Below are 25795 nucleotides of genomic sequence, written 5' to 3'. Positions count from 1 at the left end.
GATCCCCGTCTCTACGGAGCGGTCGACAGCAACGGCGCGCGCGTTGCTGGTGCTGGCTCACGCCAGAACAGAGAGGTCCGCTCTCTCCCGGAGTCGCCCGAACGTCCTCCAGTCGCCCGTCACGTGCGCATACTGACCGGCCACCATTGTCGGCGAAACGCCGGCGCGCTGCGCCAGTTCCAGCAACTCCTCGGCCGTGCTGACCTCGCGGAGCTCTGCCTTCAGGCGCGCACCGAGGATCAAGTCCGCCGCGAACGAGTCCGCAGCGCTCTCCTGTTCGTCAGCGTCATCGTTCGCGTTCCGGCGCTCCACATCCAGGTACGTGGCCCGCTTCGGGTGCAGGAGCACGTGTCCGATCTCATGCAGGAGAGCGAACCAGAAGATGTCGAGGAACTTGTGGCGGCCCGAGAGCGCGATCACAGGGTGCGTTGACGCGAGCCAGCGCGATGCACCGGTAATGCGAGTCCCGGCGACCTCTGGCTCAAAGACCAGTAGCACGCCGGCCTCGCGGAGGAGGTCTTGAGCCTTCTTGAATCCGATCTTCACCGGCTCGCGTGTTAGGGACGGAATCTCCCGTGCTACGGACCGGAGCTTGTCGGCATCATAGGGTCGAGCGTCGCGGGCTGCCTCGGCGGACACTTCGGCCAATCTGAGCCAAAGAGCAGTAGCGAAGGCGTCGATCTCGAACTTCTGGCTTCGTCTGTAGTTGGCCTGAGGCGCCAGCCAGACTCGGTTGAAGGCCTCGGTGTCGGCGACCTGGAAGAACCGCAATAGGGACTCGGCTCGCTCGGCGACGGGTGCGCTTGCGTCGATGATGGCGCGTCGGCGCAGCACGTCTTCAGGGAACTTCCGCAGCCAGGAAGAGAGTCCGGCGAACGACATCTGCGCACTCTCGCGCGCCCTATGTGCCTGCCACGTTGCCTCAAGCCTAAGCCAATGATCGGCCGAAACTCCAAGGACCCGCTCGAGCGCGACCGCCACCTCCGGTGACAAGGGAACATGCCCCTTGATCACTTGGTTCAGGTGCTTGGCGCTAATGCTCGCACGAGCGGCGACGTCGGCTTGTGTGAATCGGAGGTCCTCAAGGGCTAGCTGAATCATCTCGCCAGGTGCAACTGCCCAGTCGGGTTCAAACTCCCGTGGAATGTAGCGCACTGTGCTTGGTCGGGATGTCGTCATCAGATTGCCTTCCGAAGTCTGCCGAGAGCCTCGGCAGTGAGGTCTGTCACGAGCAAGGCGGTCGCGTGGTCAGCGAGCTGGTTCGGCCCTGCGGCGGTTATTACCTCGCCAGCCCTAGTGAGGGCCATGGCGAGCATCTCCGCCGTGCGAAGCCGAATGCGGAACGGGTCCCCAGGGCCGCCCACTCCACCGGCGGTGACGGCGACGCTGGGGTGCCGAGCGAGCTCCGCGAGGTCTCGCGAGTGCTTCACGAGCCACAGGAGGCACTTCACCGCCTCCGCGGAGTCTGGCCAGCGCCGCTCGAGAGCCGCGCCCGACCCGCAGACGCGCTCGAGCGCAGGGTCCCGCCACGCCAGGTGCACCTTTACCTCCCAGGTAAAGCCGTCGTGGTGTATGCTGGTTTACCAGACGGGTAAAGCCTACTGCGTCGGCAGGCCGGTTCCCCGTGCGACACCCTGGAGGTTCCCGTGAGCACAGCAGATACGCCGGCGGAGCTGGCGTCCCCCGAGCGCGGCAGGATGACCGAGATCTTCGTCAACGCGCGTCCGCACCTCGTCGCGGACAAGGCCGTGTCGTTCGAGGAAGTCGTCGCCCTCGCCTTCCCCGGGCAGGAGCCGGCACCCGACACGGAGTACATCGTCACGTACACCCGCGCGCAGCACGGGAACGGGTCGGGCTCCCTTGCTCCCGGCCAGGAGGTGCGCGTGAAGAAGGGTACGAGCTTCAGCGTCCAGATCACGACCCGGTCCTGATCATGGATGCGCTCAGCCGCCTGCTCGAGGATGGCTACGACGTCGAGCTCCGCGAGGGCTACCTCGTGGTGAGCGACGTCCCATACGTGACCACCGACAGGAGTGTAGCCAGGGGGTGTCTAGTCATGCCGGCGAACATGGCCGGTGATGAACTGACGACCCCTACGGACCACACGACCCACTTCGCGGGGTCCGAGCCTTGCGACGACCAGGGCCAGCCACTGATGAAGGTGATCAACAGCGCGCAGGTCAACGAGTTCCTCCCCGGGCTCCGCACGGACTTCTACTTCTCCGCCAAGCCGCCCGGGGGCAACTACGGCGACTACCACACCAAGGTGAGCGTCTACGTCGAGCTCCTCTGCCGCTGGGCGCGTCTCATCGATCCGGCCGTCACGGCGCGCACGTACCCCGTTCGCGAAGTCGGTGTCGAGGAGGACTACCCGTTCTGCTACCGCGACTCCGCCTCAAGCCGGGCCGGCACCAGCGCGCTGAACGCGGTGTTCAGGGGCATGAGGGTTGCGATCGTCGGCCTCGGCGGTACGGGGTCGCACATTCTCGACCTCGTGGCCAAGGTGCCCGTCGCAGAGATCCACCTCTATGACGGCGACGTCTTCGTGAACCATAACGCCTTCCGAGCCCCCGGGGCGGCGGGCGTCGATGACGTCCGACGCCGATCTAACAAAGCCGAGTACTGGGCGGGTCAGTACTCGCGTCTGAAGAGAGGCATCTACGCCCATCCTGACTACTTCGGTGCGGAGAACGTGGATGAGCTCGCTGGCTTCGACTTCGTGTTCCTTGCGCTCGACGATGGATCGGACCGCAAGGGTATCGTCGCCGCGCTCGAGTCCGCGAGCCTGTCGTTCATCGACGTGGGCATGGGTGTCATCGACACCGGCGCGGGCCTGACGGGGATGCTTCGTGTGTCGACCAGCACGCCCCGTCGGCGCACGCGAATCCCCGTCGGCGGCAACGCGCCAGATGAGTATGCGCGGAACATCCAGATTGGTGATCTCAACGCACTCAACGCCGCTCTGGCGGTCATTCAGTGGAAGCGGCACCTGGGGTTCTATGCTGACATGGCTGGCGACGTTCCAGCGTTCGCCTATCCAGTGAGCGACAATACGATCGCCGGGCTGGTCGCGTGAGCCACGTGCATAGCGTTGATCATCGATTCGTCGAACTGCTGCCTACGCCTCTCGAGCGCGGCGTGTTGTACATCAGCGGTGCGCATGACATTGTCGCCCATCTGTGCCTGTGTGGGTGTGGAAACGAGGTGGTCACTCCCCTCGGCCCAGCGGGCTGGGTACTCCGCTACGATGGCCGGGTCAGCCTCTCGCCCTCTATTGGCAACGGGGCTCTCCCGTGCAAATCGCACTACGTCATCCAAGGGTCGCGTGTGCATTGGCTCTCGAAGATGACCGAAGACCAGCACCACCGAGCGCAGGCTCGAGACCGGGACGCGGTGCGCGGGCTCAATCCGACGAGGCTAGGCCGCGCGAAGCGACTGTTTACTAGCCTCCTTCGGCGGGGTCGTGTCTGAGGTAGGCCCGCCCGGTGGTCGTGCCCGTCGCGGCTGAGTGTCGCCGCCGCGCTGACGTTGTCGCTCAGAGTTGCTCGCGCTGGCGACCAACTGTCCCCGGCTCGATCTGCCGTAGCCCCTGCGTCAGCGGGATCACGGGTAGCCGTTCCATCGCCTGCCACGTGGCCTCGCTGAAGAGGTGCCCGTACAGGTCCATCGTCATCGTCGCGGTGGAGTGCCCGAGGATCACCTGCACCGCCTTCACGTCCGCCCCGGCCGCGATGAGCAGCGACGCAGCGGTGTGGCGCAGGTCGTGGATCGTCGTCCCCTCCACGCCCGCGCGTCGCGTGGCCTCCATCCACCCCGACCGCGCCCGGAAGTTGGTGTTCGTCCACACGCCCCCGCTCGGGCTCGGGAACAGGTACCCGCCCGGCGCGGTGAAGGCGACCCGCGTCCGCACGTACTCGTCCAGCGCCGCCGGCACCGGCACCGTCCGCGTCTGATGGGTCTTCGTGGGCCCGAACACCGCCCCGCTGGTCCGCTTGGACTGCGTCGCCGCCCGGTGCACCCGCACCCCGAGCCCGTGCGGGGTCTGCACGACGTCGTCGACCCGCAGCGCCGCCATCTCCGAGAACCGGCACCCCGTCGTCCCGAGGAACAGCACGACCGGCTGGCACAGCGGCGGCACCGCCATGACCAGTCGGCCGAGCTGCTCGGGCCGCAGCCAGTGCGGCTCGCGCTTGGTGCCCCCGCGCGGCAGGGCCACCATCCGCGCGACGTTCACCGACAGCCGCCGGTCGCGGATCGCGTAGTCGAACACCAGCCGCATCATCGACAGCGCGCGACGCCGCGTCGCCGTCGCCAGCCCGCGCGCCGTCAGCGCCGACATGACCCGCTCGACGTCGGCGGCCGAGATCCCAGAGATCGGGTACGCCCCGATCTCCGGGATCACGTACTTGTCCAGCAGGAACCGCGTGGTCTCCTGGCTGCGCACCGCCAGGTGACCACGCGAGGCCTGCCACTCCTCGGCCAGCGCCGCGAACGTCATCCGCCCGCGCGCCGGGTCGATCCACGTGCCGGCGTCCAGCTTCGCGAGCTGGTCCGCCTCCCAGCGCTTGGCGTCGACCCGGCGCCCGAACGACCGCTGAGCGATGACCCGGCCCTCGAAGAACACCTTCGCGCGCCAGGTCACCTTGCCCGTCGGGTGCGCCCGCCTGGTGACGGACATCAGCGCCGCTTGACCGGCATCGTCGGCTCGCGCTCGACCCACGCCGCCGGGAGCAGGATCACCGTGCCCAGCCGTCGGTGAGGGATCTGCTCGTGCTCGACCAGGTGGTACAGCGTCCGGGGCGGCACCCCGAGCACCCGGGCCGCGTCCTTCACGCGGTAGTACTGCCGGGCCGGCGTGGTGGGGACGGTGTGCTGTGCGGTGGTGGTCATGACCTTCTCCTTCTGTTGGGTTGGGTGTGGCGGTGGTCAGCGACCGAGCACCGGTCCATCGGCGGACAACGGCGGCGGCGCGGTCAAGCGATACGGCGCAGGCTGTGGAGGCCAGGGGTTCAGCGGTTGCTGTGGGTGCACCGGCGGCACGAGGGGCGCGGCCCGGCCGGGGTGGTAGGTGTCCCAGGTCTCGGTGGCGCTGGGCTCGGCGTGGCTGGTGGCGAGGATCTGCTCGAGCACCTCGCGGCCCGACGACGGCGCGTGGCCGGGCAGGCACTCCGGGTCGCCTTGGTCGACGACGACGTAAGCGCGATTGGTGTGGCGGCCGCGGCTCATCGCGACGTACAGGTCCTCGCGGCCCATGCCCGGGGTGGCGATGGTGTGCGTCTCGTCGACGGTCATGCCCTGCGTGCGCGCGATGGTCGTGGCGTAGCCGAGCTCCACGTGCTCGGCTACGTAGTCCGCCGGGAGCCGGACGGTGGCCGCGTCGGCGCGGTTGGCGGGGCGGACGTGGAGGGAGCCGTCGGGCAGGGCGGCGGTGACGTCCCACAGGGCGCCGTTGCGCACGAACCCGTCGGCGGTGGTCAGTCGCCGGTGGTTACGGCGGGTGACGATCCGGTCGCCGACGCCGGCCGTCAGCCCGTCGTGCAGGCTGACCCCAGTCGGGTCGACGTCGCCGGTGGTGATGCGGTCGGCGCGGATCCGGGCGTTGAGTTCGCGGACCGTGCGGTTGTCGATCGCCTGGAGCACCCCGACGCGGCCATGCTGGCTGGCGGTGCCGACGGCGTCGATCGCAGCGTCGAGCATCGCGTCGTGGTCGCCGGACCTGATGGCGGCGTGGGCCTCGTAGGCGTCGAGCGCGGACGTGTGGGCGCGGCGCAGCTCGAGGCTGGCCCGCGCCTCCCACGGCTGGCTGAACCGCCAGAGGCTGGTGAGCTCGGCGGTCGGTCCCCGGCGGGCGAGCATGCCGAACGCGCCGCCGGCGTCGACCGACCCGCGCTGCAGGTGGTCCCCGACCAGCAGCACCTTCGCCGTCGCCGCCCGCGCTTGCTCCACGATGGCCGCGAGCGTGCGCGTGTCGGCGAGGGATGCCTCGTCGACGATGACGAGCTGGCCGGGGGAGAGTCGCCACTGGTCCTGCTCGGCGCGCAGTCGCCAGTGCTCCTCGTTGGCCGCCCGCTGCTCCCGGTAGTCGCGGGTCGCCATGCGGGCGACGGCGTCGGCGTAGCGGACGGCGCGGGTGGTGGCGCCGTCGCCGGTGGACTCGTGCAGCCACTTCGCGGTCGTCTCGCACGGCACACCGAGCGACTCCGCCAGCGCCCGCGCCGCGGTGGCCGACGGCGCCAGCCCGACGACCGACCCGATGCCGTGCCCCCAGAAGGAGGTGAGGGCGGCGAGGGTGGTGGTCTTGCCCGAGCCGGCCGGCCCGACGAGCACGTCGAGGAGGCGGGCGGAGGTGATGACGGCCTCCGCCGCGGCGCGCTGGTCCGGGGCGAGGGCGCCGAGGTGGTGCTCGGTGCGCAGCGGGATTGCGCCGAGCATCTCCGCCGGCCGATGCGGTGCGCCGGTGGTCTCGGCGGCGTCGATGAGGACCTTCTCCGCCCCGAGCAGTTCGGTCGAGGTGAACAGCGACTCGCCGACGCGGCGCGTCATCGGGTCACGGTTGTCGTCCAGGTGCACGCACGCCGCGGCGGCCTTGGTAGTGATCTCGTTGAGCAGCGTCCGTCGCTCCGCGGGCGAGGCCATCCGCAGCAGCTTGGAGGCGCGGACGGCGGCGGCGCCGAGGTTCCACGTCGTCCACACCGACCGCCGCGTCGACACGTCATCGAGCAGCTGGGCGACCATCGCCGCCCGAACCTCGGGGCCGACGTCGTGCGCGTGCAGCGGCCGCCCGTACGCGCCGGCCAGTGCCCGGGCGGCGAGGTCGTGTGGCTCGAGCCCGGCGAGTGCCCGAGCGCGGTTCGCCCAGTCGGCCAGCAGATCCGCGAGCGGTCGGATCGTCTTCGGTGGCCGGGTGACGCGCGTGAGGTGCTGGCGGGCTCGGCTCGTCTCGACGCGCGTCGGCGCGCGGCCGTGGGTCGTCTCGAACTGGGCGAGCCACTCCTGCTCGGCGCAGTGGATCGCCTCGGCCCGGGTCGAGAAGTGCGCCAACAGGTCCTCGCCGATCCCGTCGACCTCGAACGCGGGGTTCCGGCGCGGGCCGCGGTCGCGCATTGACCACTCCACCGGGAGCCGCCGCGCCAGCTCGTCGGCGAGCAGCGCGTCATAGAGCTCGGACACGGTGACGACCGCGGCGTGCATGGTGCGCCCGTCGAGGCTGCGCCAGGCGCCGTCGGGCCGCTGGACCTTGTTGGCGATGACGACGTGGGTGTGCAGGTTGGGGTCACCGGCGCGGGTGTCCCAGTGGTCGAACGCCGCGGCGACCATGCCGCGGGTGCGGACCTGATGACGGCCTCCGTCGCCGATGCGCGTGCGGATGACGCGCTGCTCGACGAACTCCAGCGATGACGCCAGCGCCACCCGGTGCGCGTCATAGACGATGACGCGCGTCGCGTCATCGGCCAGCGCCCACAGCACCGAGACGGACTTCGGTGCCGTGAACGTCAGATCGAACCCGACGACCGCATGCCGCTTCCCGTCATCGAACCGGCTATGGGGCCGGCCGAGCGCGTCATCGGTGAGCGGGTCGACGCCGTCGCGGAACACCGCCGTCATCGCCGCCTCGGTGACGACGTCGCCCGGGTGGAGCCGCCGGGTCGTGTCACCGAGCCCAGCGAGGCCTTCGCCGTACCAGCGGCCCGCAGGGTTGCCGGTCTGCTCGTAGTACGCGGTCAGCGACGCGCCCGGCTCGAGGCCCGCATCGCCCGCTGCGACGTGCCGGGTCAGGTACGCGTACCCGTCCCCGGCGGTGAGCTTGTGCATCGACATCACCGGCACCACCTCCCCTCGCGACCCCGTCGCTACCTGCAGGTGTGCGGCAGCGGGGGAGAAGATGCGCAGCTGCCGCCGCGACGGCGTTCAGGTAGAGGTGTGCCAGCGGGACTACCAACGTGAGGTCAGGTGCACGGGGCCGTCGAGCCGGTGGCAGAGGCGCACCTCTCACGCGCCTGGTTTCAGCTCAATGATCTTCGGCGCCAGGCCGATGCAGTGAACGTGAGCACGCCGCATGACGACCTCCCACGGTCACCTTCTGGACGGATTCCCCAGTGGGTGCGGGACGAGGCGTTGGGGCGAGCGTCCGCGCCTGCGCCGTGGCGGGCGGCGGCGCCAACGCCTGTCGTGAGCAGCAGACGGCGCGCAAGGGCGGCGTCGTCTGGGCCTGGCCGGATGCCGCGTCGCGGCGGGACGCGAGTCGGCCAGCGACGACACACAGGTCCGAGCGGTCGGACGCGAGACTCGTCTGCGCTGTCGTGGTTCCTTGCCGTCTTTGTCGTCGTTGCGGTTCTCGTGGGCTCGGCAGCGCGTCATCCTGGCGGCATTGTCGGAGCGTGGAATGACCTCACGCAGGCCGTCGGGCCAGGCCAGCCGTCGGCCGTCGCGCCCGGAGACCGCTTGGCACCTCCACCCGGCCAGGGCGAGGCTGACGCGCCGCTGGGCCTGCCGCCCGCCGTTACCGACGCCGGGGCGCCCCACGCGTTCACGGAGGTCCGGACGCTGGAGGACGGCCAAACGGCGCCGGTCACATGGTCGCCGTGCCGCCCGATCCACTACGTCGTGGATACCACTGGCGCGCCCGCGGACTTCCCAGACCGCGTCTCGGCTGTGATCGCGGAGGTCAGCGCTGCGACGGGCTTCGCCTTCGTCAACGACGGCCTGGCGGTGGAGCTGGCCTCAGCGTCGCGCGACCCGTTCCAGCCTGACCTCTACGGCGACAGGTGGGCGCCCGCCCTCATCCGCTTCGCGGACTCGACCGTGATCCCTGGGTTCGCCACGGACCACGTCGGCCTTGGCGGTCCGGTTTCGGTTCGATCCACGCCGGACGGCGTACCGCACTTCGTCTCGGGCTTCGCGTACCTCGACTCAGACCTCCTCACGTGGCCGGATGTGAACGGTGAGCCGGCCTACCTCCCCGTCCTCAGGCACGAGGTCGGCCACATGATCGGCCTCGCGCATGTGAACGACCCGACGCAGCTCATGTACGCCGAAGGGAACACAGTGACGACCTTCCAGGCCGGCGACCTTGCGGGTCTGGCCGAGCTCGGCCGCGGGCCCTGCGCACCGGACCTCTAGGGCCGGCTCCGACGCGAGGCCCCTCGCCACGAGCGATGACGGGCCGCGACTCTTCTTGCACGTATGGAGGGCCGTGGGCGCGGAGAGAGATCCGGTCGCGGTCCTGTTGGTTCGCCAGGATCGGCGAGTCGGCAGCTGCTCGGCTTCCTGCCACCGATCGAACGGCCCGAGAAGGTCCGCGGTGATACGTCGGGCCGTGGTCATCACCCGCCAAAGGGCGCGTCGCCGCTACTCTGAGGAGGCGGCGCGGATTGAGCCAAAGCCCGGGAGCATGGAGAGGACGCTCGGTGACTGAGTTATCGCCTGAGCTGCGCCGCCTAGCAGCGCAATTGGCTGGCGGACCCGCCTTCCTCTTGCTGGGGGGCAGTGGTCGCAGGCTGCTCAGCTCCTCGGCGATTGGGTACCCGTGGAACGGGGTGTACACGACGGCGACGGACCGGGAAGTCGCCGAAGCGTTCGCCGCGGAGTCCCGAGTCAGCACCTCCCTTGGCGCCATGAGTCGCCCCCCTTCTCGCAGCCAGTCAGACCTAGAGGTGCGATACCTGTTCGGGGGCGCGCATCTTCCGGAGTCGGAGCGCCCGCCGAAGTCGGCGGTAGAGGAAGCGACAGCCCGCCTTCGTAGCAACCAGGAGCTCACCCGCCTGGTCACAGAGACATTGACGCCGCGAGGGACCCTCATCATTGAGGGGTGGAGCGCAGGGGACCGGCTCAAGGCAGACGATCTGCTTCCGATGCTCGGCCTGCTCGGTCCCGCCCAAGCTCACCTCTTCTCCGCTAGCGACCTGGCACATGACCCGCTGCTCGAGGCATTTGTCTCCAGCGGACAGGTAGTCACTTATGGCGAGACGCTCGAATCGGCGCTCACGGCGATCGTTGACGCAGGAGCTTCGAAACTTCCCTCGGGAGCGGGCGTTGCGGCGTCGCAGCACGTCATCCCCCTGGGTGACGGCTTCGTGGACGTCGATATCCACAGCTGGAACCAAATCAGGCGGTCAGCTCGGCCCATAGGCCTCGAAGTGCTTACCCCACCGCTTCTCGCGTCTGATGCGGCCCGATATCAAGAGTTCCGCAACTTCATCGGTGCTACCGAGGGTGTTCCGCGATGGCGGGGAATCGCTGCAGCGATGAACCTCACGCGCGACTTCGAGCATCAACTCCTGAAACTGGTCCATGCCGAACTGTCCGAGCGGGAACTGCCAGCGCCGATCATCGTCGCTGGCCAGACCGCTACGGGCAAGTCAGTAGCCTTGGCTTCACTCGCAATGGAGTTAGCACGCTCCGGCGATTTTGCAGTGCTCCATCAGTCACGTCGAACGGTGCGCCCGTCGGTCGACGACATCGACATGTACAGTTCGTGGGCAGAAGAGTGTGGTGCCAAGGCCGTCGTCATGGTCTGGGACGGCATGCTCGAGCCCGGGGAGTACGAGAGTCTATCTCGGCAACTGCACGCACGGGGTCGAAAGGTCCTCGTCGTGGGCTCTGCCTACAAGACAATGAGCGACTCGTCAGAAATTGTGCTCGCCCCGGCCGAGCTGAGCGAAGGCGAAACGTCGCGGTTGGTCGCGTTGCTCAGCGGGTTTGGGATCGAAGTGATCGCTCCGAAAGGGGCTGTCGACGCGAGCTTCCTTGCATTCCTCTACCGGTGGTTGCCGGAAACCGAGCATCAGCTGCGCAGCGGCCTGTCGAAGGAGATGCGTTTCGCAGAGCGAAGCATCGCACGACTCGCCCGGCAGCGAGGCTCCGACGCCACGAGCGAACAGCGCGTCACGGCAATGCAGGCGGCACTTCAGGACGCTGGCTTTGCCCTGGCGGAACTACTGCCACCGGACCAGAGCGATGCCCCCATCGGTGAGTTGGCGTTCGCCGAGCGCGCGCCTATACAGCGCGTCACGACCTTGGTCCTTGTCGCTGGCCGTCACGGGATTCCCGTTCCCATCGACCTGGCCCTGCGCGTCCTGGGGCGAGAGGGATTCCAAAGCGTGCGCGATGCGCTCGTTTCCTCGGACATTATTCGGGAGATCGACGACGACAGCGGCGACTACTTCCTGAGTGTGCGGTCCCAGCTTGAGGCGGAGCTGCTCGCCCAGAACGAGATTCCGATTGCCGTTGAGGCCGAGGTGCTCGCGGAGGCAATCCAGCACGTTCGGGTGTCAGAGGGATTCGTCGGAGGCGCGGACGAGGTCGAGTTCCTCGTGAAGCTCCTTGAGCGCGTGGGGCCCACCTCTGACAAGGCAAGGAAGTACCAGCGCTACTTCGGAGACGTTGCAGGTGCCTTGCGCAGTCGCCGCATGACGCTCGGGCGCGCCCACCCCCGTCTCGTCCTACAGGAGTCCACCTTAGCCAGAGACTACGTGCACTGGCAGCAGGGTGTCCGAGACGGCAGCGTCGAGGAGCGCGTCGCGAGCCTCGAGTACAACCGCGAGTTGCTGGACGAGGTCCTGGGGAGCCCGGCGACGCGGGGGCTCATTAGGCTCTCCCTCTCGGTTGAGCTCGCATCAACGCTTGGTGCCATCATCTACGAGTACGCGCACTCGAGTCAGAGCGAGACGGTCCAAGGCCTCGGGTCTCGCCTTGATGACGTGCTCGACGCGGTCCTCGATGCCCGCGCCGTCGACCCGGGCAATGTCTATCCAGTTGACGTCCTCGCCTGGGCGACTCGCGACGCCGTCGAGTCCGGGGTGCTGAGCCCGTCCGAGCGCGTCGACCACCTGGCGAACGCGGTCGCGACCTTGGAGTCGCTCGACCGCAGCTCGCTCACGGAGAAGCAGCGCGCAGCGCTCGATCGCCGTGGCGTCGAGCTCAACCAACTCCTTAAGAAGGATGACGCAGTCTGGGAGTACCTCTCGAAGCTCGAACTCAATGAAAGCCCCGCGGCGACGTACTTTCTGGCCCAGTTCGATGCCCATGAGGGGCCCCCTGGCGAGGCCAAGGCCTTGCAGCGCTTGCGTCAGGTCCCGGTCGAAACGCGATCGGACTGGCGGTGTGCACAACTCCTAATCGATCTGACCTGGAAGGAGATCACTGGCAGCAGGCTTCTGCTCGGGGAGCGCGTCCCCCTTTACCTGTCGCCCGAAGCGCTCGGTCGGATCGCCCAGCTCGGGATCGAACTTGGCGACGCTGACCTGCCGGACGGGTATCGATTGACGTTCGTCCGAGCGATTGGAGAGTTTGTTGCCGGGCACTACGTCGAGGCAGCGCGGCTCTTCCGGGAGGTCAACGACCTTTCCCAGCAGTTGTCAAAGCGAATCTACACGTCGTACTTGCTCGCTGATAGCTCGGGTCGGCCGACGACCTTCACTGGGCGTGTCGAGCTTTCCGACACGAGGTCGGGCCAGGTCTGGGTCAACGAACTTGGAACCCGGGTTAAGTTCGAGCCGAGGTTGTTCAACCAGACGGGCGAGTTTGCCCGGCACCAGCAGCCGCCCCCGTTCTACATCGGCTTCAAACTCTCAAGAGGACCCGTGGCCGAGCCTCGTTCGGTGTTCCGGGGGACGTCGCGCGCATGAGTAACCCGTTCGACGTCTTGGCGCAGGCGCGCCGGCTCGCGACGGGCGCCGGGCTGGATTTCGAGCCCCCAAATCTACGGCCATCGTGTATTAGCGAAGCCGAGTTCGACGCCGTCGTTCGCGACTATTACACGTTCTTCTGCGAGCACCTTGCGGCGGATACGAGCTTCCTCGTGCGCTTGCGGCCGGCGAAGGACGTAGATACCGTGCGCCGATTGCTTTATGACCTGCGTACAGCCGCGAATCACGCCGACAACCCGAAGTCCGAGGAGGCGGCAGCGCGTTGGCGCGGTGAGTACCCATCGCCGCAAGCCGCATCGGATGCTCTCGCGGGACTGCTCGTCGCGGCACTGCAGGCACTTAGCCGGGCAGCGGTTGCGGCCGCACGAGACCAGGCTACGTCTAGGGAATGGCGCGAGGTCGCATCCGTTGAGGTGGGTGCTGTCTTCGTGGCAGTGTCGGAGGATCTCGGGCTCAGCTTCACAGAAGGCAACCGGCGGCGAATGGTCCGTCTGATCGAGAAGCGGATCCAAGTACATCCACGTCGCGGTGACCGGCACGCGCTCGTCGCGGAGTATTGTGCACAAGAGATTCTTGCTGATCGCCGACCGCTTCCGGTGCCGTACGATCAGGTGCTCGACGCGCTGGGCCTTCTCAGGAGTCGCCAGGCCTCGGGTGCCCTCCTCATCGCCCATTCGGTGGCCGAGATCGCGCCCGGTCTCCGAGGTGAGGAGTTCCTTGAACGTGTTGCGGAGACTTGGCGAACTGCAGGCTCGCAGTCACCGCCGGCTTGACCCGCGCCCTGCAACCGAGCGTCCACTCTCGACTTGAGCGGAGGGGGCGCCGCAAGCGCTCATCACCCGATGGCGAAGGTCACGTCGGTACTGAACTCTGGGGGGCGACCGGGTCCCGTACGTGCCGAGGCTCGGCACAGGTGGCCCCGGCTGGCCAGGGAGGATCGCACGGAGGCTGCCGGCGTCTGGCGGTCGGGCGCGTTGGCGACGCGTGGTCAGCGTGTGGTCAGCGAGAGCCCCGGAACGGGGTCACGCCACGAACTACCCGCATGTAGTTCCGCAGGTCAGAGCGTTGTCCACACACCAAGATCGAACTCCTAAAGCGGGTGTCGGCAGTTCGAATCTGCCCAGGCGCACAGAGGTGTTGTCGCAGGTCAGGGGCTGTGCGCGAGGCTGCCTTGGGGCTGTGTCAGTCCTCCGACACTCGGCGGGCCGCCTGCTCGGGGGACATCCCAGAAGGCGGTCGCCCTGCCCATCGGGCGAGGAAGTCGAGCTTTGCCTGGGCCGCCGCGCCGGGTGGCGCCGTGTACTCGATCACGCCCAGGTCGTCTCGCCAGCCCCCATCTGTGCCTGCGCCGGCCGTCGCGCGCGGACGATCATCGAGTCGTACGAGCGGGGCGTGAGCGTAGCCGCCTGACCTCGCGGCCTACCCCGAGGCGGTGACCCACCAGGTCCCGCCCACTTCCGGCTGGAAACCGAGCCGCGAGTAGAACGTCTGAGCCGAGCCGACGTACGCCACCTGCGCGCCCAGGTCGCGCGCCCGCCGCACGGCCTCGAGCACGGCCGCGCGCCCGAGCCCCAGCCGCCGCAGGCCGGGGTCGGAGCAGACCGGCTCCACCATGGCGTACGCGCTGCCCGGCCAGAGCCAGACACCGCAGAAGGCCCCGTACGCGCCCTCGCGCGACTGGACGAGGACCTGGAGGTCGGCGCGCTGGCTGGGCGACGCAGTCGAGCGCAGCCGCCACGCGAGCTCCGACTCCCCGTAGTCGGGCTCCCCGGCGTGCCCGAACCCGCGGTGCAAGAGCCGGTGAAAGGCGCGCAGGTCCCAGTCGTCAGCGAGGCTCACGGTGCGGTACCCGTCAGGCAGTACGTAGTGCAGGTCGCTCGTCAGGTCCAGCAGCGCGTTCGGTTCACCGTCTTCCGCCCGCACCAGCCCGCGCGCGGCCGCGTGACCGGCGAGCTCGGCGTCGTCGTCGGGAACAAGGATGCGTACCCGGCCGTCGGCCGAGAGGCGGTCGACCGCGTGGTCCACCATGGCGGACAGCAGGTCGCGGTGGTCCGGATCGACGACGAGCCAGGCGTCGCCGAGGCCTTGCTCGTACGTGGCGAGCCCGACGACGTGACCGTCCTGCTCCCACACGCCGATGCGGTCGAGGGCTGTGGTGTCCTGGAACGGCAGCGCGAACGCCCACTCCCACCGCGCCCACAGAAAGCCTGGCGTCCGGACCTCGTCCGCGTTGAGGCGGACCAGGAAGTCGCGGACGGCGCAGAAGTCCTCGGTAAAACCGGGTTCCGCCGTGAACGGACGCACGGAGACCTCCATGCCACACCTCTCTCGTCACGCGCGCCGGCATGGCCGACGGGCCCTGAACCAGGCCCGGCTCGAACGGGCCGCCATCCTCACCGCCTGCGCGGACGAACCGTCTCCAGCGGGGCGGGCGAGCCTGGGCGGGGTCGAGTCAACTGCAGGGAATGCCGCATCGCCGAGCGATATTGGGCTGCTCGTTCCACGCGTGGCCGTGACGCTCCTTCGCCGCGGGCGGGCTCGGTGCGCTTGACCCGGTCGTTCAGGGGCCACCCAGACCGCGGTAGCGGCGCCGATCAGGGGTCCCTGCCGCGCATCGGTTGTTGCGCCCATCTGAGGATGTCGCCAAAGGGCTGCTTCGATGCCGTTGGAGATGGCAGCGTGGGTCGCCGCAGCCTCCGGAAGGAATGACGCAGAATGCCGATCGAGACCGACGTCGTCACGCTGTGGCGTCCCACGGGGCCCGACGAGCTCGCACTCGTCGAGGCGAGCGGGTGGCGGCGGTGGCCGCCGCGACTGCCGGACCAGCCGATCTTCTACCCGGTGCTCAACGAGGACTACGCCGTCCGGATCGCACGGGACTGGAACGTCAAGGCGTCGGGAGCGGGGTACGTCACGAAGTTCGACGTCCGCCGGGGGCACCTGGAGGAGTACGACGTCCAGCAGGTCGGTGGAGAGACGATCCTCGAGTACTGGATCCCGGCCGAGCGGCTCGAGGAGCTCAACGACAACATCGTCGGCACGATCGAGGTCGTCCGCACCTTCCGTTGATCTGGTCTGCTTCGGAGAAAGCTGCTACCGCCTCTGTGACTATCACCTGCGAGAGCAACCTGGTGGCGAGAGAGACCATGGGGCCGGTTCGAGAGCCGGGGTGACTCGAGGCCTCGCCTCAGGCTGGGCGGCCGAGCTGAGCCGTGGAGGGAGCCTGGGCGACGTGCGCCTCTGAGGGTGCGGTGCTCCTTGTCCGCGGTCGAGTCTCGAGGCGTGCGTCGCGCGCAGCCGAGCGGGCGGCACCGCCAGCCGGTCCAGGTCAGTCCTGGGCAGCGTCGAAGCTCGCGCGCGCGGCGGCGACGTCGGGAAGGTGCGTCGTCGTCCAGGCCAGCAGCGCGTCGATCGGGTCCCGGAGCGTCTTGCCCAGCGGGGTGATGCGGTACTCGACCGCGACGGGTCGGATGCTGGAGACGACGCGTTCGACGATGCCGTTGCGTTCGAGGCGGCGCAAGGTCGCCGTGAGGGACTTCTGCGTGACGGCCGGGATGGCGCGGCGCAGGCCGTTGAAGCGCAGCGGGCCGTCGCACAGGTGCTCCAGCACCTGTACGGACCAGGTGTCGAGGACCTGGCTGAGCAGCTCGCGCTGGAGCGCGCTGATCTCGAGCGCCTCCCGCTCGTCGTCGTGCGCGAGCACCTCAGGGGTCGTCGTGGTCTCCGTCACGACACCTAGTCTCGTTGAAGTGCCCTGCGGTGACCAGGTAGCAATCGGATACCAACGTCACCGCACCGAAGGAGCACCCCATGACCGTTCAGCTGCTCAGCCCCGCAGGCCTCGCCGACGGGACGCCGTACCACCACGTCGCGATCGCGACCGGCTCCCGGCACGTGCACGTCGCGGGTCAGGTCGCCGGCGGGCCGGGTGTCGACCGTGCGCCGGATCTCGCCGGCCAGGTCGCGCAGGCGCTGCGGAACACGGCGCGCGGTCTCGCGGGTGCGGGCGCGACGTTCGACGACGTCGTCCGGCTGACGTTCTACGTCACACGCTGGACCCCGGAGCAGATCGGCGAGCTCATGTCAGGCGTGGAGAGCGTCGCCGGGGAGCTCGACCTGCCGTCGCCCCTGCCGCCGTCGTCCTTGATCGGCGTCGAGGTGCTGTACGAACCTGACGTGCGGGTCGAAGTCGAGGCCACCGCCGTCCTGGGGTGACCCCCGTCGACGTCCTGGACGGAGCGACGAGAACTGCGTCGCGGTGACGCCGCCGCGAGGAGAGGAGCGACCCCCGATGACCGAAACCCTGTCGATGCTCGCGCGGAGGCTGCACGACGCCGGGATGACGGACGTGACCGCGATCGAGCCGGCGACCGGGGGGCTCGCGGCGGCGGCCGGGATCGCGCGTCGCGCCGACGGTGAGGCCGTGTTCGTCAAGATGTTCGACGAGCCGCCGTCGGACGACGCGTTCGACGCCGAGGCCGAGGGGCTGCGCGCGCTGCGCACGCTCGGCGGGGTCACGACGCCCGACGTCCTCGTCGCCGGTCCGGACCTGCTCGTGCTGTCGATGCTGCGGCCCCGGCCCGCGACCGAGCAGTTCTGGGAGCGGCTCGCGCACGACCTGGCCCACCTGCACACGAGCACGACGCACCCGCGGTTCGGCTGGCACCGCGACAACTGGCTGGGCCGCCGCCGGCAGGTCAACACGTGGACCGACGACGGGTTCGCGTTCTTCGCCGAGCACCGGCTGCTGCGCTGGCTGGGCGAGCCGCGGGTGCGCGAGGCGCTCGACGCCGCCGACCTCGAGGCCGTCGAGCGGCTCGCCGCCCGGCTGCCCGAGCTGCTGCCCGAGCGGCCGGCGTGCCTCACGCACGGCGACCTGTGGATGCAGAACGTCCTCGCCACCGACGACGGGCGGCCTGCGCTCATCGACCCCGCGGTGTCGTACACGTGGGCCGAGGTCGACCTCGCACACCTGTGGACGACGGCACCGCCGCCCGAGTCGCACGTGTTCTTCGACCGGTACGCCGAGCTCACGGGCCTCGACGCCGACTGGCGCGCGCGCATGCCGATCCTCCAGCTCCGTCAGCACCTCGCCGTCCTCGCTCAGTTCGACGACCTCTGGGGCACGGCCGACCTGCTCCGTGCCACCGTCGCGCCCTTCCGGCGGCAGGTCTGAGGCCGCGTACCAGCAGCGTGCGACGACGAGCCGGGCGAACGAGCCCGTCACCCGATCCGCGACCGGTAGCGTCCGCGGAGTGGCGATGCGCGACGTGGACCTGGTCGAGACGTCCGACGCGTCGTCCGAGGAGCCGACGCCCCCGCACGTGCCGTCCTTCCTCGCGCGCGTCCGCCGCCACCCGCGCTGGCTCGCGGCCGGTGCCGTGGTGCTCGTCGGGCTCGTCGGGTACCAGGTGGTGAGCGACGGACGTCTGCGGGCGCAGGACGACGCGCGCGCTGCCGCGCTCGCCGACGTGCCGCTCGTCCTCGACCCCGTGGACCCGCAGCTCCCGGTGCTGCACCACGGCACGTACACGTGGGACGGCGACGGGCCGGAGCTCGCGGTGCTGGCGCAGCTCGGCTACGGCGCCGAGGCGGCCGGCGTGTCGGTCGTGAGCTCGCAGGGGGTCGCCGGTGCGCCGGACGTGCGGCTGGCCGGCTTCGACTCGTCGAGCGGCGAACCGGTCTGGGAGACGCCGGTCCCGGCGCCGCGGGGCGGCCTGACCGGAGGCGGCGGATGGTGCTCGTCCGGCGACCAGTCCGCGTCGGCGGACGCGACCGCGGTGAGGTGCGTGGTGCGCTGGCAGGCGCCGGCTCCCGTGCAGCCGCAGGACGACTCAGGGGTGTACCCCGAGGCTGTGTCGATCGTCCAGGTCGACGCGACCGACGGGTCGGTGCTCCACCGCGACGACCTGCCGCCGGGCGCCCTGTACGGCACCGGACCGTGGGGGACGGTGGTCGGCGCGATCGATGCGGCGACCGGCACGGCACGGCTGACGCTCGAGGCGTCGGCCTGGGACGGCACGGCGCGCTGGACGCGCGTCCTCGACCTGCCGACGGCGGTCGACCCGTCCTTCGTGTGGATCAACGGGGACGAGGAGCACGTGCTCGTCGTCGACGGCGACGGCGGGGGCGGCTGGGTCCTGTCGGCCGACGACGGGACGACCGTGCTCGAGATCCCGGGGAGTGAGGGCGGCGGCTCGTCGCCCACGCTGCTGGCGTCCGGGGCGGTGCTCGTCCCCGACCCCGCGTTCCCGGGCTCCGACCCGACGAGCGGAGAGGTCGCCCAGATGCTGCTCCGGCCCGACCGGCCGGCGGTGTCGTTCGACGGGGACCGCGTCGTGTGGGTCGGCATCGACGACGGGACCGTCGGCGACGCGATCCTCACCGCAGCCCGCGCGCAGGGCCGCGACAGGGGTGACCTCCTCGGCAAGGGCGCGCTCCGGCTGCGCAGCCCGGACGGATCCGTCCGCTGGGAGATCCCCGGGCTCGACATCGGCACGGCCCTCGCGGTGGACGGGCTCGTCGTGGGCCGCACCGCGGACCACGTCGTGGCGGTCGACGCGCGCACCGGCGCGGTGCGCTGGCGGTCCCCGGTGCAGCCCGTCGAGGACGGCTTCGCCCGCGGCCTCCTCACGGACGGGCGCGTGATCCTCGTCCCGTCCGGTGCGCAGCTCGACGCCTTCACCTTCCGTGGGGAACGCGTGTGGTCGGTCCACGTCGAGGCCGACGGCGACGGGCACGCCGTGCGGACCGGGCCGGTGCCGACCGCGTCGACGGGGTCGACGGTGGTCCCCGGTGGCAACCGCGTCAGCTGGAGCACGTCTCTCGCAGGCCGGCTCACGCTCGCGATCGACGACTCGTCGACCGCAGGGCAGGAGTTCTTCGTCTTCGGCCGCCCCTGACCGTCCGGCCGGGCACCCGCCCGCGGGGGATCGGGCGGATCCGTCGGGTGGTTTTTCGGTGCGGCGGACACCTGCGTCCACGTACCGGGCGGTAGGCTTCGGGTCTGCGGCGACGTGCGGTCCCCGCGAGCAGGCACCCGAGACGGTGCCCGGAGGCGCCCGGGGGCGTGCGGCCTCCGTGAGGTGCTCGCGTCGGAGGTCGTCGCTGCACGACGACTCGGCGCCCACCAGAGCGCGCCGGCCCGGACGGCGGACCGATGCGTCCGGGGCCCGGCGGCGACCCGCTCGGGCGCGTCCCGTCGCGTCGCAGCGTGCGGCGCAGTGGAGGAGGAGCAGTGGCACGTCCTGGCCAGCGCGGGTCCGGTCGCGCGCGCCCCGACGCCGGGGCGCAGCGTGACGCCGGTGCGCAGCGTCGGCGGGCCCCGCGTCGGGACCAGGAGGGGATCATCCCCGTGCTGGCGGGCGTCGCGCACGAGGTCGACGACGCGGTCCGGCGCCCCCCGACCCGGCCGGCAGTCCGCACGAAGTTCCAGGTCGTCGCGCTGCTGGTCCGCGAGGAGCGGGCGCGCGTCATGGCCGACTCGGAGATGACGTCCGCGCGGCGCACCGAGCAGCTCAAGCGGCTCGACGGCGTCGCGACGCTGCTCGCCCGGATCGCCGCCCGTGACACGTCGCTGCTGCAGCTCCTCGCCGAGGACGCCAAGGTGTCCGACGCCGCCCGCGCCTACAAGGCGACCGTCATGCGTGCGGGCGGGCTCGAGCCGCCCGAGGAGCCCGAGGCCCCGCCGCCGCCCCCGCCCCAGCCCGGTGCGGAGCGGCGCGTCGTCCCGCGGTCCGTCATCTCGCGCCAGCTCGCGAACCCGTTCCTCGCGCCCGACTTCGAGGCGGCTGCCGAGCGGAGCGCGGCCCGGGCGCGTCGCCTCGCCGGCTGGGAGCTGCTCGAGCCGCTGTTCCGGTCGTTCGAGGACGCCGGACCCGGTGCCCCCGCGTGCATGGAGCTGCCCGAGCCTCGGCCCGTGCGTCTGCCGCTGGGGCGTGAGCTCATGCCGCACCAGGCGCAGGTCGTCGCGGCCGCGAGCCGCGGGCACCGCACGTTCCTGCTGGCCGACGAGCCCGGCCTCGGCAAGACCGCGCAGGCCCTCCTCGCCGCGCAGGCCGCCGACGCGTTCCCGCTGCTCGTCGTGGTCCCGAACGTCGTGAAGACGAACTGGGCGCACGAGGTCTCGATGTGGACGCCGCTGCGCCGCGCCACGGTCGTGCACGGGGACGGGGACCAGGTCGACGCGTTCGCGGACGTCGTCATCGTCAACTACGAGATCCTCGACCGGCACGTCGGCTGGCTCGGCGACCTCGGGTTCCGCGGCATGGTCGTCGACGAGGCGCACTTCATCAAGAACAAGTCGTCGCAGCGCTCGCAGCACGTGCTCGCGATAGCCGACCGGATCCGCGAGCGCACCGCCCGCCCGCTCATGATGGCGCTCACCGGCACGCCGCTCATCAACGACATCGAGGACTTCCGCGCGATCTGGCAGCTGCTCGGCTGGATCGACGACACGATGCCCCTCGGCGCGCTCATGACGTCCCTGGAGGAGACCGGCCTGACGCCCGCCGACCGCGGCTTCTCCGCCGCGGCCCGCGCGAGCGTCATCGACATGGGCATCGTGCGTCGCCGCAAGGCGGACGTCGTCGCCGACATCCCCGCGCGCCGGGTCGCGGACCTGCCCGTCGAGCTGGACGGGGCCGTCGGCCGGTCGATCCGCGCCGCCGAGGAGGCGCTCGCGCGCCGGCTCGTCGGCCGCTACCGGGCCGCCGTCGAGGCCCGCGGCGGAGACGCCGCGGACGGCATCGACCTCGCCCTCGCGCGCCGGGTCGCCGCCGCGGAGCTCAAGGACTCCGAGGACAAGGCCGGCGGCGAGAACGTCTTCACGATGGTCCGGCGCATCGGCCAGGCGAAGGCCGGGCTCGCCGCGGACTACGCCGCGCAGCTCGCGCGCAACGTCGGCAAGGTCGTGTTCTTCGCCAAGCACGTCGACGTCATGGACCAGGCCGAGCGCACCTTCGCCGACCGCGGCATCCGGTACGCCTCGATCCGCGGCGACCAGACCCGCCGGGTCCGGGACAAGAACGTCGCCGCGTTCGTCGAGGACCCCGAGGTGCAGATCGTCGTGTGCTCCCTGACGGCTGCCGGCGTGGGCCTGAACCTGCAGGTCGCGTCCAACCTCGTGCTGGCCGAGCTGTCCTGGACGTACGCCGAGCAGACGCAGGCGATCGACCGCATCCACCGCATCGGCCAGTCCGAGCCCGTGACCGCGTGGCGCGTCATCGCGGCGCAGACGATCGACGCGAAGATCGCCGAGCTCATCGACAGCAAGGCCGGCCTGGCCGCCCGTGCGCTCGACGGCGCGTCGGACGACGAGGGCGGCTCGTCGACGGACATCCAGCTCGACGCCCTCGTCGCGCTCCTCACCGACGCCCTCACGTCGGGAGTCCCGGCCTGACTCCCGGCCGGAGGCTTCAGCAAGGGCCGGCTGTGGTGAAGGCTCTCGCCATAGCCTTCACCACAAGCCTCGATTGTTGAAGGCTATGCGGCTAGCCTTCAACAAAGCGAAGGGGTGTTGAAGGCTATGCGCGACGTCGACGAGGCTCAGCGTCTGGCGCACTCCGTCGAGGACGTGTGGCCCGCGCTGGGGAGCGAACCCCGGTCATGGACGAGCAACCTCGACGACGGGCGCCTGTCGGTGTTCGAGCGGCAGAGGATCGCGCGTCCCTACCGCGCCGCGGTCCTGCCGAAGATCGCCCACCGCACCCTGCGGATCGGCAGTCGGGTGCAGGCGCTCGTCGACGAGGCCACGTCCGACATCGCGCGGTTCGACAGCGAGGTCGCGGCCCTGCCCGTGCCCATGCCCGCCGTCCTGCTCCGCACGGAGTCGGCCTCCAGCTCACAGATCGAGCACCTCACGACCAACGCCCGCAACCTCGCCATGGCCAGCCTGGGCGTCGGGTCTCGGCAGAACGCCGAGCTCGTCGCCGCCAACGTGCGCGCCATGACCGAGGCGCTCGCCGTCGGCGACCTGATCACGCCGACGACGATCCTCAGCGTCCACCGTGCCCTGCTCGGCGACTCGGACCCCGACGTCGCCGGCCGCTGGCGGAGCGAGCAGGTGTGGGTCGGCGCGTCCGCGATCAGCCCCCACGGCGCCGACTTCGTCCCGCCGCACCACGAACGCGTCGAGTCGGCGATCGACGACATGGTCGCCTTCGCTGCCCGCGACGACGTCGCCGCGCTCGTCCTCGCGGCGCTCGTGCACGCCCAGTTCGAGACCATCCACCCGTTCGTCGACGGCAACGGTCGCACCGGGCGCGTCCTGATCCAGCAGGTCCTCCGACGCCGAGGCCTGTCGCGGCACACCACCGTCCCCGTGTCTGCCGGGCTGCTGCGCGACCCCGAGCGGTACTTCCGCGCGCTGACGACCTACCGCGCAGGCGAGCCGGAGGACATCGTCGAGCAGGTCGCGCATGCGGCGATCGCCGCCGTCGTGAACGGCCGCAGGCTCGCCGACGACGTCGTGGCGATCCGAGCCGAATGGCGTGATCGCATCACCGCGCGATCGGACTCCGCGGCGTGGCGCCTGGCCGACGCCCTGTTCGCCCAGCCGGTCGTCAACGCCTACTACGTCGCGGCCACGCTCGGCGTCTCCGACCGCGGCGGCCGGAACGCTCTCGAGGTGCTGGCGGCGGCGGGGATCGTGGAGCCGACCACGTCCGCCAAGCGGCACAGGGTGTGGCAGGCGCCCCAGGTCCTGACGGCGATGGACTCGTTCGCCGCGCGCGCAGGCCGTCGCACCTGAGCCCGCGGTGCAGGGGCCCGGACCCGTCGCCGTGGCGGGTCGGCGGTCCCCCGGGCGGGTCAGAGCGCGAAGACGTTCCAGCAGATGGAGTTGCGGGTCTGCTGGTCGTCGAGAACCAAGGCGCGGACAGCCGCGGGGAGGCGGTCGTGCTGCCAGTGGAGCTCGGCGCGGCGGGCGGACTCCGCCTCGTCGGGCGGGGCGGCGGCGACCGTGGCGCGGATCGCGTAGGCGGCGGCGCCCAGGTCGTGCGCGGCGACGTGCGCGACCGCGACGGCCTGCCCCGCGGCGAGCGCGGCGAACCGGGCGGCGTCGGGCAGGCCCTTGCCGGCGGCGTTGGCGCGGAACGCCGCGTCGTGGGCCTCGCGCATCGTGGCCTCGCCGCGGGTCCAGGCGTGGCCGATGCGCAGGGCGTCGGCAGGCCGGTCGTCGTCGGGGCTCGACCGTGCGAACAGGGGCAGGACGTGCTCGGCGCACTCCAGCGCCCACAGGGCCAGCAGGACGTGGTGCTCGTCGGTCAGGGAGCCGCCGCGGCGGAGCGTGATGAGGCGCGGGTCGCGGTCGGTGGGGAGGATCGGCACGTCAGCATCCTGCCGCGAGTCCACGCGGGCGACGACGGCACCGGGGCGACCGGGTGATGTCCGGCCGGTGCGCGCGCGGGGACACCGCGTGACCCGGGTGGGTCGCGGTGCGGCGGGCAGAATGGGGGCATGGCAGCGGCGGCCCTCTACCTCGGTGTCGCTCTCCTCGGCGGGCTCGCCGCGGTGCTGCTGCGGCTGCCGCCGCTCGTCGGGTTCCTCGCGGCGGGGTTCGTGCTGGGAGCCGGGGACGTGCCGGAGCCCGCGTTCCTCGAGCCGGTGGCCGAGCTCGGGGTCGTGCTGCTGCTGTTCGCGATCGGGCTCAAGCTCGACGTGCGCACGCTGCTGCGCCGCGAGATCTGGCTGACGAGCGTCGCGCACATGGCCGTGAGCGTCGCGATCGCGCTCGGCTTCCTCGGGCTGCTCGCGGTGATCGGGTTCGGGCACGTCGCGGGGGAGTCGCTCGGGGCGCTCGCGCTGGTCGGGTTCGCGCTGTCGTTCTCGTCGACCGTCTTCGTCGTCAAGGTGCTCGACGACCGGTCCGACACCACGTCGCTGTACGGGCGGATCGCCGTCGGTGTGCTCGTCATGCAGGACGTCGCGGCCGTCGTCTTCATGTCGATGTCGGGTGGCGAGGCGCCGACGCTGTGGGCGCTGCTGCTCGTCCTGCTGATCCCCGGCGCGTGGGTGCTGCACCGCATCTGGGACCGGGTCGGGCACGGGGAGCTGCAGGCGCTGTTCGGCGTCACGGTCGCCGTCGTCCTCGGGTACGGGCTGTTCGAGCTCGTCGGGATCCACGGGGACGTCGGCGCGCTCGTCGTCGGCGTGCTCCTCGCCTCGCACCCGCAGGCGGGGGAGCTGTCGCGCTCGCTCATGACGTTCAAGGACCTCATGCTCGTGGCGTTCTTCGTGCAGATCGGCCTGCACGGCACGCCGCAGCTGCTCGAGGTCGCGCTCGCGCTGCTCCTGCTGCTCCTGCTGCCGTTCCAGGTCGCGGCGTACGCGCTGCTGCTGTGGCTCATGCGGCTGCGGCGACGCACGTCGTTCCTCGCCGGGCTGGTGCTGTCGAACTACTCGGAGTTCGGGATCATCGTCGTCGCCGTCGGGGCGAGCACGGGCCTGCTGGACGCGCAGTGGGTCGTCGTCGTGTCCCTCGCCGTGGCGTTCAGCTTCGGGCTGTCGGCGATCGTCAACCGCCGCGGCGTCGAGCTCGCATCGCGCCTGTCGCGCTTGCTGCCCGCACGGGACAGCGACCGCCTGCACCCCGACGACCGGCTCGTCGACGTGGGTGACGCGGACGCGCTCGTCCTCGGGCTGGGGCGCGTCGGCGCGTCGACCTACGCGCGGCTGCGGGACGAGTACCGGCTGTCCGTCGTCGGCGTCGAGCACGACCGCACACGCGTCGCCGCGCTCGAGGACGAGGGGTACGAGGTCGTCCGCGCCGACGCGACCGACCTGGAGTTCTGGAACCGCGTGCAGCGGGCCGGGCGGGTCAAGGTCGCGGTGCTCGCGATGCCGTTCCACAACGCCAACCTCATCGCGCTCGCCCGGCTGCAGGCCGCGGGTTTCGCCGGGAAGGTCGCGGCCGTCGCGCGGTACGACGACGACGTGAGCGAGCTGCAGCGGCACGGTGCCGACGCGGTGTTCCACCTGTACGGGTCGGCCGGCTCCGCGCTCGCCGACCACGCGGCCGAGGTGCTGCTGCAGGAGCACGACGGCGGGAAGGTCGAGCCGCACCCGCCGGCGCGGCCGGGCGACGAGATCGACGTGCTCGACCCGCTCGAACGTCGGGCCGAGCCCGCCTGACCACGCCGGCGCGCCCC

The 25795-nt window shown here is 70.7% G+C and carries 20 protein-coding genes; 13 read left to right on the top strand and 7 right to left on the bottom strand.

Translation table 11 applies throughout. The features are described from left to right. Nucleotides 1-57: 57 nt before the first annotated feature. Nucleotides 58-1179 (bottom strand): HigA family addiction module antitoxin, encoded by a 1122-nt coding sequence (locus tag CELF_RS15890; protein ID WP_083835749.1) that lies wholly within the window; start codon nucleotides 1177-1179, stop codon nucleotides 58-60. 467 nt (nucleotides 1180-1646) lie between these two features. Here CELF_RS15890 and CELF_RS15880 point away from each other — a divergent pair, with 467 nt between their 5' ends. From CELF_RS15880 to CELF_RS21540, 3 genes are read left to right on the top strand one after another with little or no spacing between them, the layout of a single operon-like run. After that, nucleotides 1647-1931 carry a multiubiquitin domain-containing protein gene (locus CELF_RS15880; protein ID WP_013772287.1) on the top strand — a complete coding sequence of 95 codons (285 nt, stop codon included), beginning with the start codon at nucleotides 1647-1649 and terminating at the stop codon, nucleotides 1929-1931. A 2-nt stretch (nucleotides 1932-1933) separates the two neighbouring features. Then, a complete protein-coding gene (locus tag CELF_RS15875) occupies nucleotides 1934-3076 on the top strand; it encodes a ThiF family adenylyltransferase (protein ID WP_013772286.1) in 1143 nt (380 codons plus the stop codon). After that, nucleotides 3073-3471, top strand: a complete 399-nt coding sequence (locus tag CELF_RS21540) for a ubiquitination-like system serine protease family protein (RefSeq protein WP_376698491.1) — start codon at nucleotides 3073-3075, stop codon at nucleotides 3469-3471. The genes CELF_RS15875 and CELF_RS21540 overlap by 4 nt, the downstream gene beginning before the upstream one ends. 64 nt (nucleotides 3472-3535) lie before the next feature. On the opposite strand, the gene CELF_RS15870 is transcribed toward CELF_RS21540, so the two are convergent. Genes CELF_RS15870 through mobF form a run of 3 tightly spaced genes read right to left on the bottom strand, consistent with a single transcriptional unit; the run spans nucleotide 3536 to nucleotide 7818 of the window. Next, a complete protein-coding gene (locus tag CELF_RS15870) occupies nucleotides 3536-4678 on the bottom strand; it encodes a tyrosine-type recombinase/integrase (protein ID WP_013772284.1) in 1143 nt (380 codons plus the stop codon). Continuing rightward, nucleotides 4678-4890 (bottom strand): helix-turn-helix domain-containing protein, encoded by a 213-nt coding sequence (locus CELF_RS15865; protein ID WP_013772283.1) that lies wholly within the window; start codon nucleotides 4888-4890, stop codon nucleotides 4678-4680. The genes CELF_RS15870 and CELF_RS15865 overlap by 1 nt, the downstream gene beginning before the upstream one ends. A gap of 36 nt (nucleotides 4891-4926) precedes the next feature. Beyond that, nucleotides 4927-7818, bottom strand: a complete 2892-nt coding sequence (mobF, locus tag CELF_RS15860) for a MobF family relaxase (protein WP_013772282.1) — start codon at nucleotides 7816-7818, stop codon at nucleotides 4927-4929. A gap of 624 nt (nucleotides 7819-8442) precedes the next feature. On the opposite strand from mobF, the gene CELF_RS15855 reads away from it, so the two are divergent. The 3 genes from CELF_RS15855 (at nucleotide 8443) to CELF_RS20510 (ending at nucleotide 13420) form a co-directional block, all read left to right on the top strand. Next, complete coding sequence (locus CELF_RS15855) at nucleotides 8443-9120, top strand: matrixin family metalloprotease (RefSeq protein WP_013772281.1); 678 nt, start codon at nucleotides 8443-8445, stop codon at nucleotides 9118-9120. A gap of 731 nt (nucleotides 9121-9851) precedes the next feature. Next, nucleotides 9852-12626, top strand: coding sequence for a P-loop NTPase (locus CELF_RS15850; RefSeq protein WP_197722517.1), 2775 nt, complete (start codon nucleotides 9852-9854; stop codon nucleotides 12624-12626). Beyond that, nucleotides 12623-13420, top strand: coding sequence for a hypothetical protein (locus CELF_RS20510; protein ID WP_157457168.1), 798 nt, complete (start codon nucleotides 12623-12625; stop codon nucleotides 13418-13420). The genes CELF_RS15850 and CELF_RS20510 overlap by 4 nt, the downstream gene beginning before the upstream one ends. 646 nt (nucleotides 13421-14066) lie before the next feature. Here CELF_RS20510 and CELF_RS19680 read toward each other — a convergent pair. Continuing rightward, a complete protein-coding gene (locus tag CELF_RS19680; protein ID WP_013772279.1) occupies nucleotides 14067-14963 on the bottom strand; it encodes a GNAT family N-acetyltransferase in 897 nt (298 codons plus the stop codon). Between the two features lie 399 nt (nucleotides 14964-15362). On the opposite strand from CELF_RS19680, the gene CELF_RS15840 reads away from it, so the two are divergent. After that, complete coding sequence (locus CELF_RS15840) at nucleotides 15363-15716, top strand: hypothetical protein (protein ID WP_013772278.1); 354 nt, start codon at nucleotides 15363-15365, stop codon at nucleotides 15714-15716. Between the two features lie 259 nt (nucleotides 15717-15975). Here CELF_RS15840 and CELF_RS15835 read toward each other — a convergent pair whose 3' ends face one another. After that, a complete protein-coding gene (locus CELF_RS15835) occupies nucleotides 15976-16377 on the bottom strand; it encodes a winged helix-turn-helix transcriptional regulator (protein WP_013772277.1) in 402 nt (133 codons plus the stop codon). 80 nt (nucleotides 16378-16457) lie between these two features. On the opposite strand from CELF_RS15835, the gene CELF_RS15830 reads away from it, so the two are divergent. The 5 genes from CELF_RS15830 to CELF_RS15810 all read left to right on the top strand — a co-directional run bounded on the left by CELF_RS15830 (nucleotide 16458) and on the right by CELF_RS15810 (nucleotide 23397). Next, nucleotides 16458-16862 carry a RidA family protein gene (locus CELF_RS15830; RefSeq protein ID WP_013772276.1) on the top strand — a complete coding sequence of 135 codons (405 nt, stop codon included), beginning with the start codon at nucleotides 16458-16460 and terminating at the stop codon, nucleotides 16860-16862. A 76-nt stretch (nucleotides 16863-16938) separates the two neighbouring features. Beyond that, on the top strand, nucleotides 16939-17823 hold the full coding sequence (locus CELF_RS15825) for a fructosamine kinase family protein (protein WP_013772275.1): 885 nt from the start codon (nucleotides 16939-16941) through the stop codon (nucleotides 17821-17823). A gap of 85 nt (nucleotides 17824-17908) precedes the next feature. Continuing rightward, nucleotides 17909-19549 carry an outer membrane protein assembly factor BamB family protein gene (locus CELF_RS15820; protein ID WP_013772274.1) on the top strand — a complete coding sequence of 547 codons (1641 nt, stop codon included), beginning with the start codon at nucleotides 17909-17911 and terminating at the stop codon, nucleotides 19547-19549. A gap of 335 nt (nucleotides 19550-19884) precedes the next feature. After that, complete coding sequence (locus tag CELF_RS15815) at nucleotides 19885-22047, top strand: DEAD/DEAH box helicase (RefSeq protein WP_013772273.1); 2163 nt, start codon at nucleotides 19885-19887, stop codon at nucleotides 22045-22047. A gap of 126 nt (nucleotides 22048-22173) precedes the next feature. Further along, on the top strand, nucleotides 22174-23397 hold the full coding sequence (locus CELF_RS15810; protein WP_013772272.1) for a Fic family protein: 1224 nt from the start codon (nucleotides 22174-22176) through the stop codon (nucleotides 23395-23397). A gap of 59 nt (nucleotides 23398-23456) precedes the next feature. On the opposite strand, the gene CELF_RS15805 is transcribed toward CELF_RS15810, so the two are convergent. Further along, complete coding sequence (locus CELF_RS15805; RefSeq protein WP_013772271.1) at nucleotides 23457-23975, bottom strand: putative immunity protein; 519 nt, start codon at nucleotides 23973-23975, stop codon at nucleotides 23457-23459. Nucleotides 23976-24104: 129 nt separating this feature from the next. On the opposite strand from CELF_RS15805, the gene CELF_RS15800 reads away from it, so the two are divergent. After that, nucleotides 24105-25778: a cation:proton antiporter family protein gene (locus CELF_RS15800; RefSeq protein ID WP_013772270.1), complete on the top strand. Its 1674-nt coding sequence runs from the start codon at nucleotides 24105-24107 to the stop codon at nucleotides 25776-25778. The last annotated feature ends 17 nt before the right edge of the window (nucleotides 25779-25795 follow it).

This window comes from Cellulomonas fimi ATCC 484 (assembly GCF_000212695.1).
Lineage (GTDB): Bacteria > Actinomycetota > Actinomycetes > Actinomycetales > Cellulomonadaceae > Cellulomonas > Cellulomonas fimi.
The sequence above is the reverse complement of the archived record's forward strand: the minus strand, read 5'-3'. Positions and strand labels throughout refer to the sequence as shown.

Excerpts from the sequence above, each read along its gene's own strand:
- CELF_RS15875 (WP_013772286.1), top strand. The coding sequence starts at position 1,934 with ATGGATGCGCTCAGCCGCCTGCTCGAGGATGGCTACGACGTCGAGCTC.
- CELF_RS15840 (WP_013772278.1), top strand. The coding sequence starts at position 15,363 with ATGCCGATCGAGACCGACGTCGTCACGCTGTGGCGTCCCACGGGGCCC.
- mobF (WP_013772282.1), bottom strand. The coding sequence starts at position 7,818 with ATGTCGATGCACAAGCTCACCGCCGGGGACGGGTACGCGTACCTGACC.
- CELF_RS15850 (WP_197722517.1), top strand. The coding sequence starts at position 9,852 with ATGCTCGGCCTGCTCGGTCCCGCCCAAGCTCACCTCTTCTCCGCTAGC.
- CELF_RS15830 (WP_013772276.1), top strand. The coding sequence starts at position 16,458 with ATGACCGTTCAGCTGCTCAGCCCCGCAGGCCTCGCCGACGGGACGCCG.
- CELF_RS15870 (WP_013772284.1), bottom strand. The coding sequence starts at position 4,678 with ATGTCCGTCACCAGGCGGGCGCACCCGACGGGCAAGGTGACCTGGCGC.
- CELF_RS20510 (WP_157457168.1), top strand. The coding sequence starts at position 12,623 with ATGAGTAACCCGTTCGACGTCTTGGCGCAGGCGCGCCGGCTCGCGACG.
- CELF_RS15820 (WP_013772274.1), top strand. The coding sequence starts at position 17,909 with ATGCGCGACGTGGACCTGGTCGAGACGTCCGACGCGTCGTCCGAGGAG.
- CELF_RS15890 (WP_083835749.1), bottom strand. The coding sequence starts at position 1,179 with ATGACGACATCCCGACCAAGCACAGTGCGCTACATTCCACGGGAGTTT.
- CELF_RS15865 (WP_013772283.1), bottom strand. The coding sequence starts at position 4,890 with ATGACCACCACCGCACAGCACACCGTCCCCACCACGCCGGCCCGGCAG.
- CELF_RS19680 (WP_013772279.1), bottom strand. The coding sequence starts at position 14,963 with ATGGAGGTCTCCGTGCGTCCGTTCACGGCGGAACCCGGTTTTACCGAG.
- CELF_RS15825 (WP_013772275.1), top strand. The coding sequence starts at position 16,939 with ATGACCGAAACCCTGTCGATGCTCGCGCGGAGGCTGCACGACGCCGGG.
- CELF_RS15800 (WP_013772270.1), top strand. The coding sequence starts at position 24,105 with ATGGCAGCGGCGGCCCTCTACCTCGGTGTCGCTCTCCTCGGCGGGCTC.
- CELF_RS15810 (WP_013772272.1), top strand. The coding sequence starts at position 22,174 with ATGCGCGACGTCGACGAGGCTCAGCGTCTGGCGCACTCCGTCGAGGAC.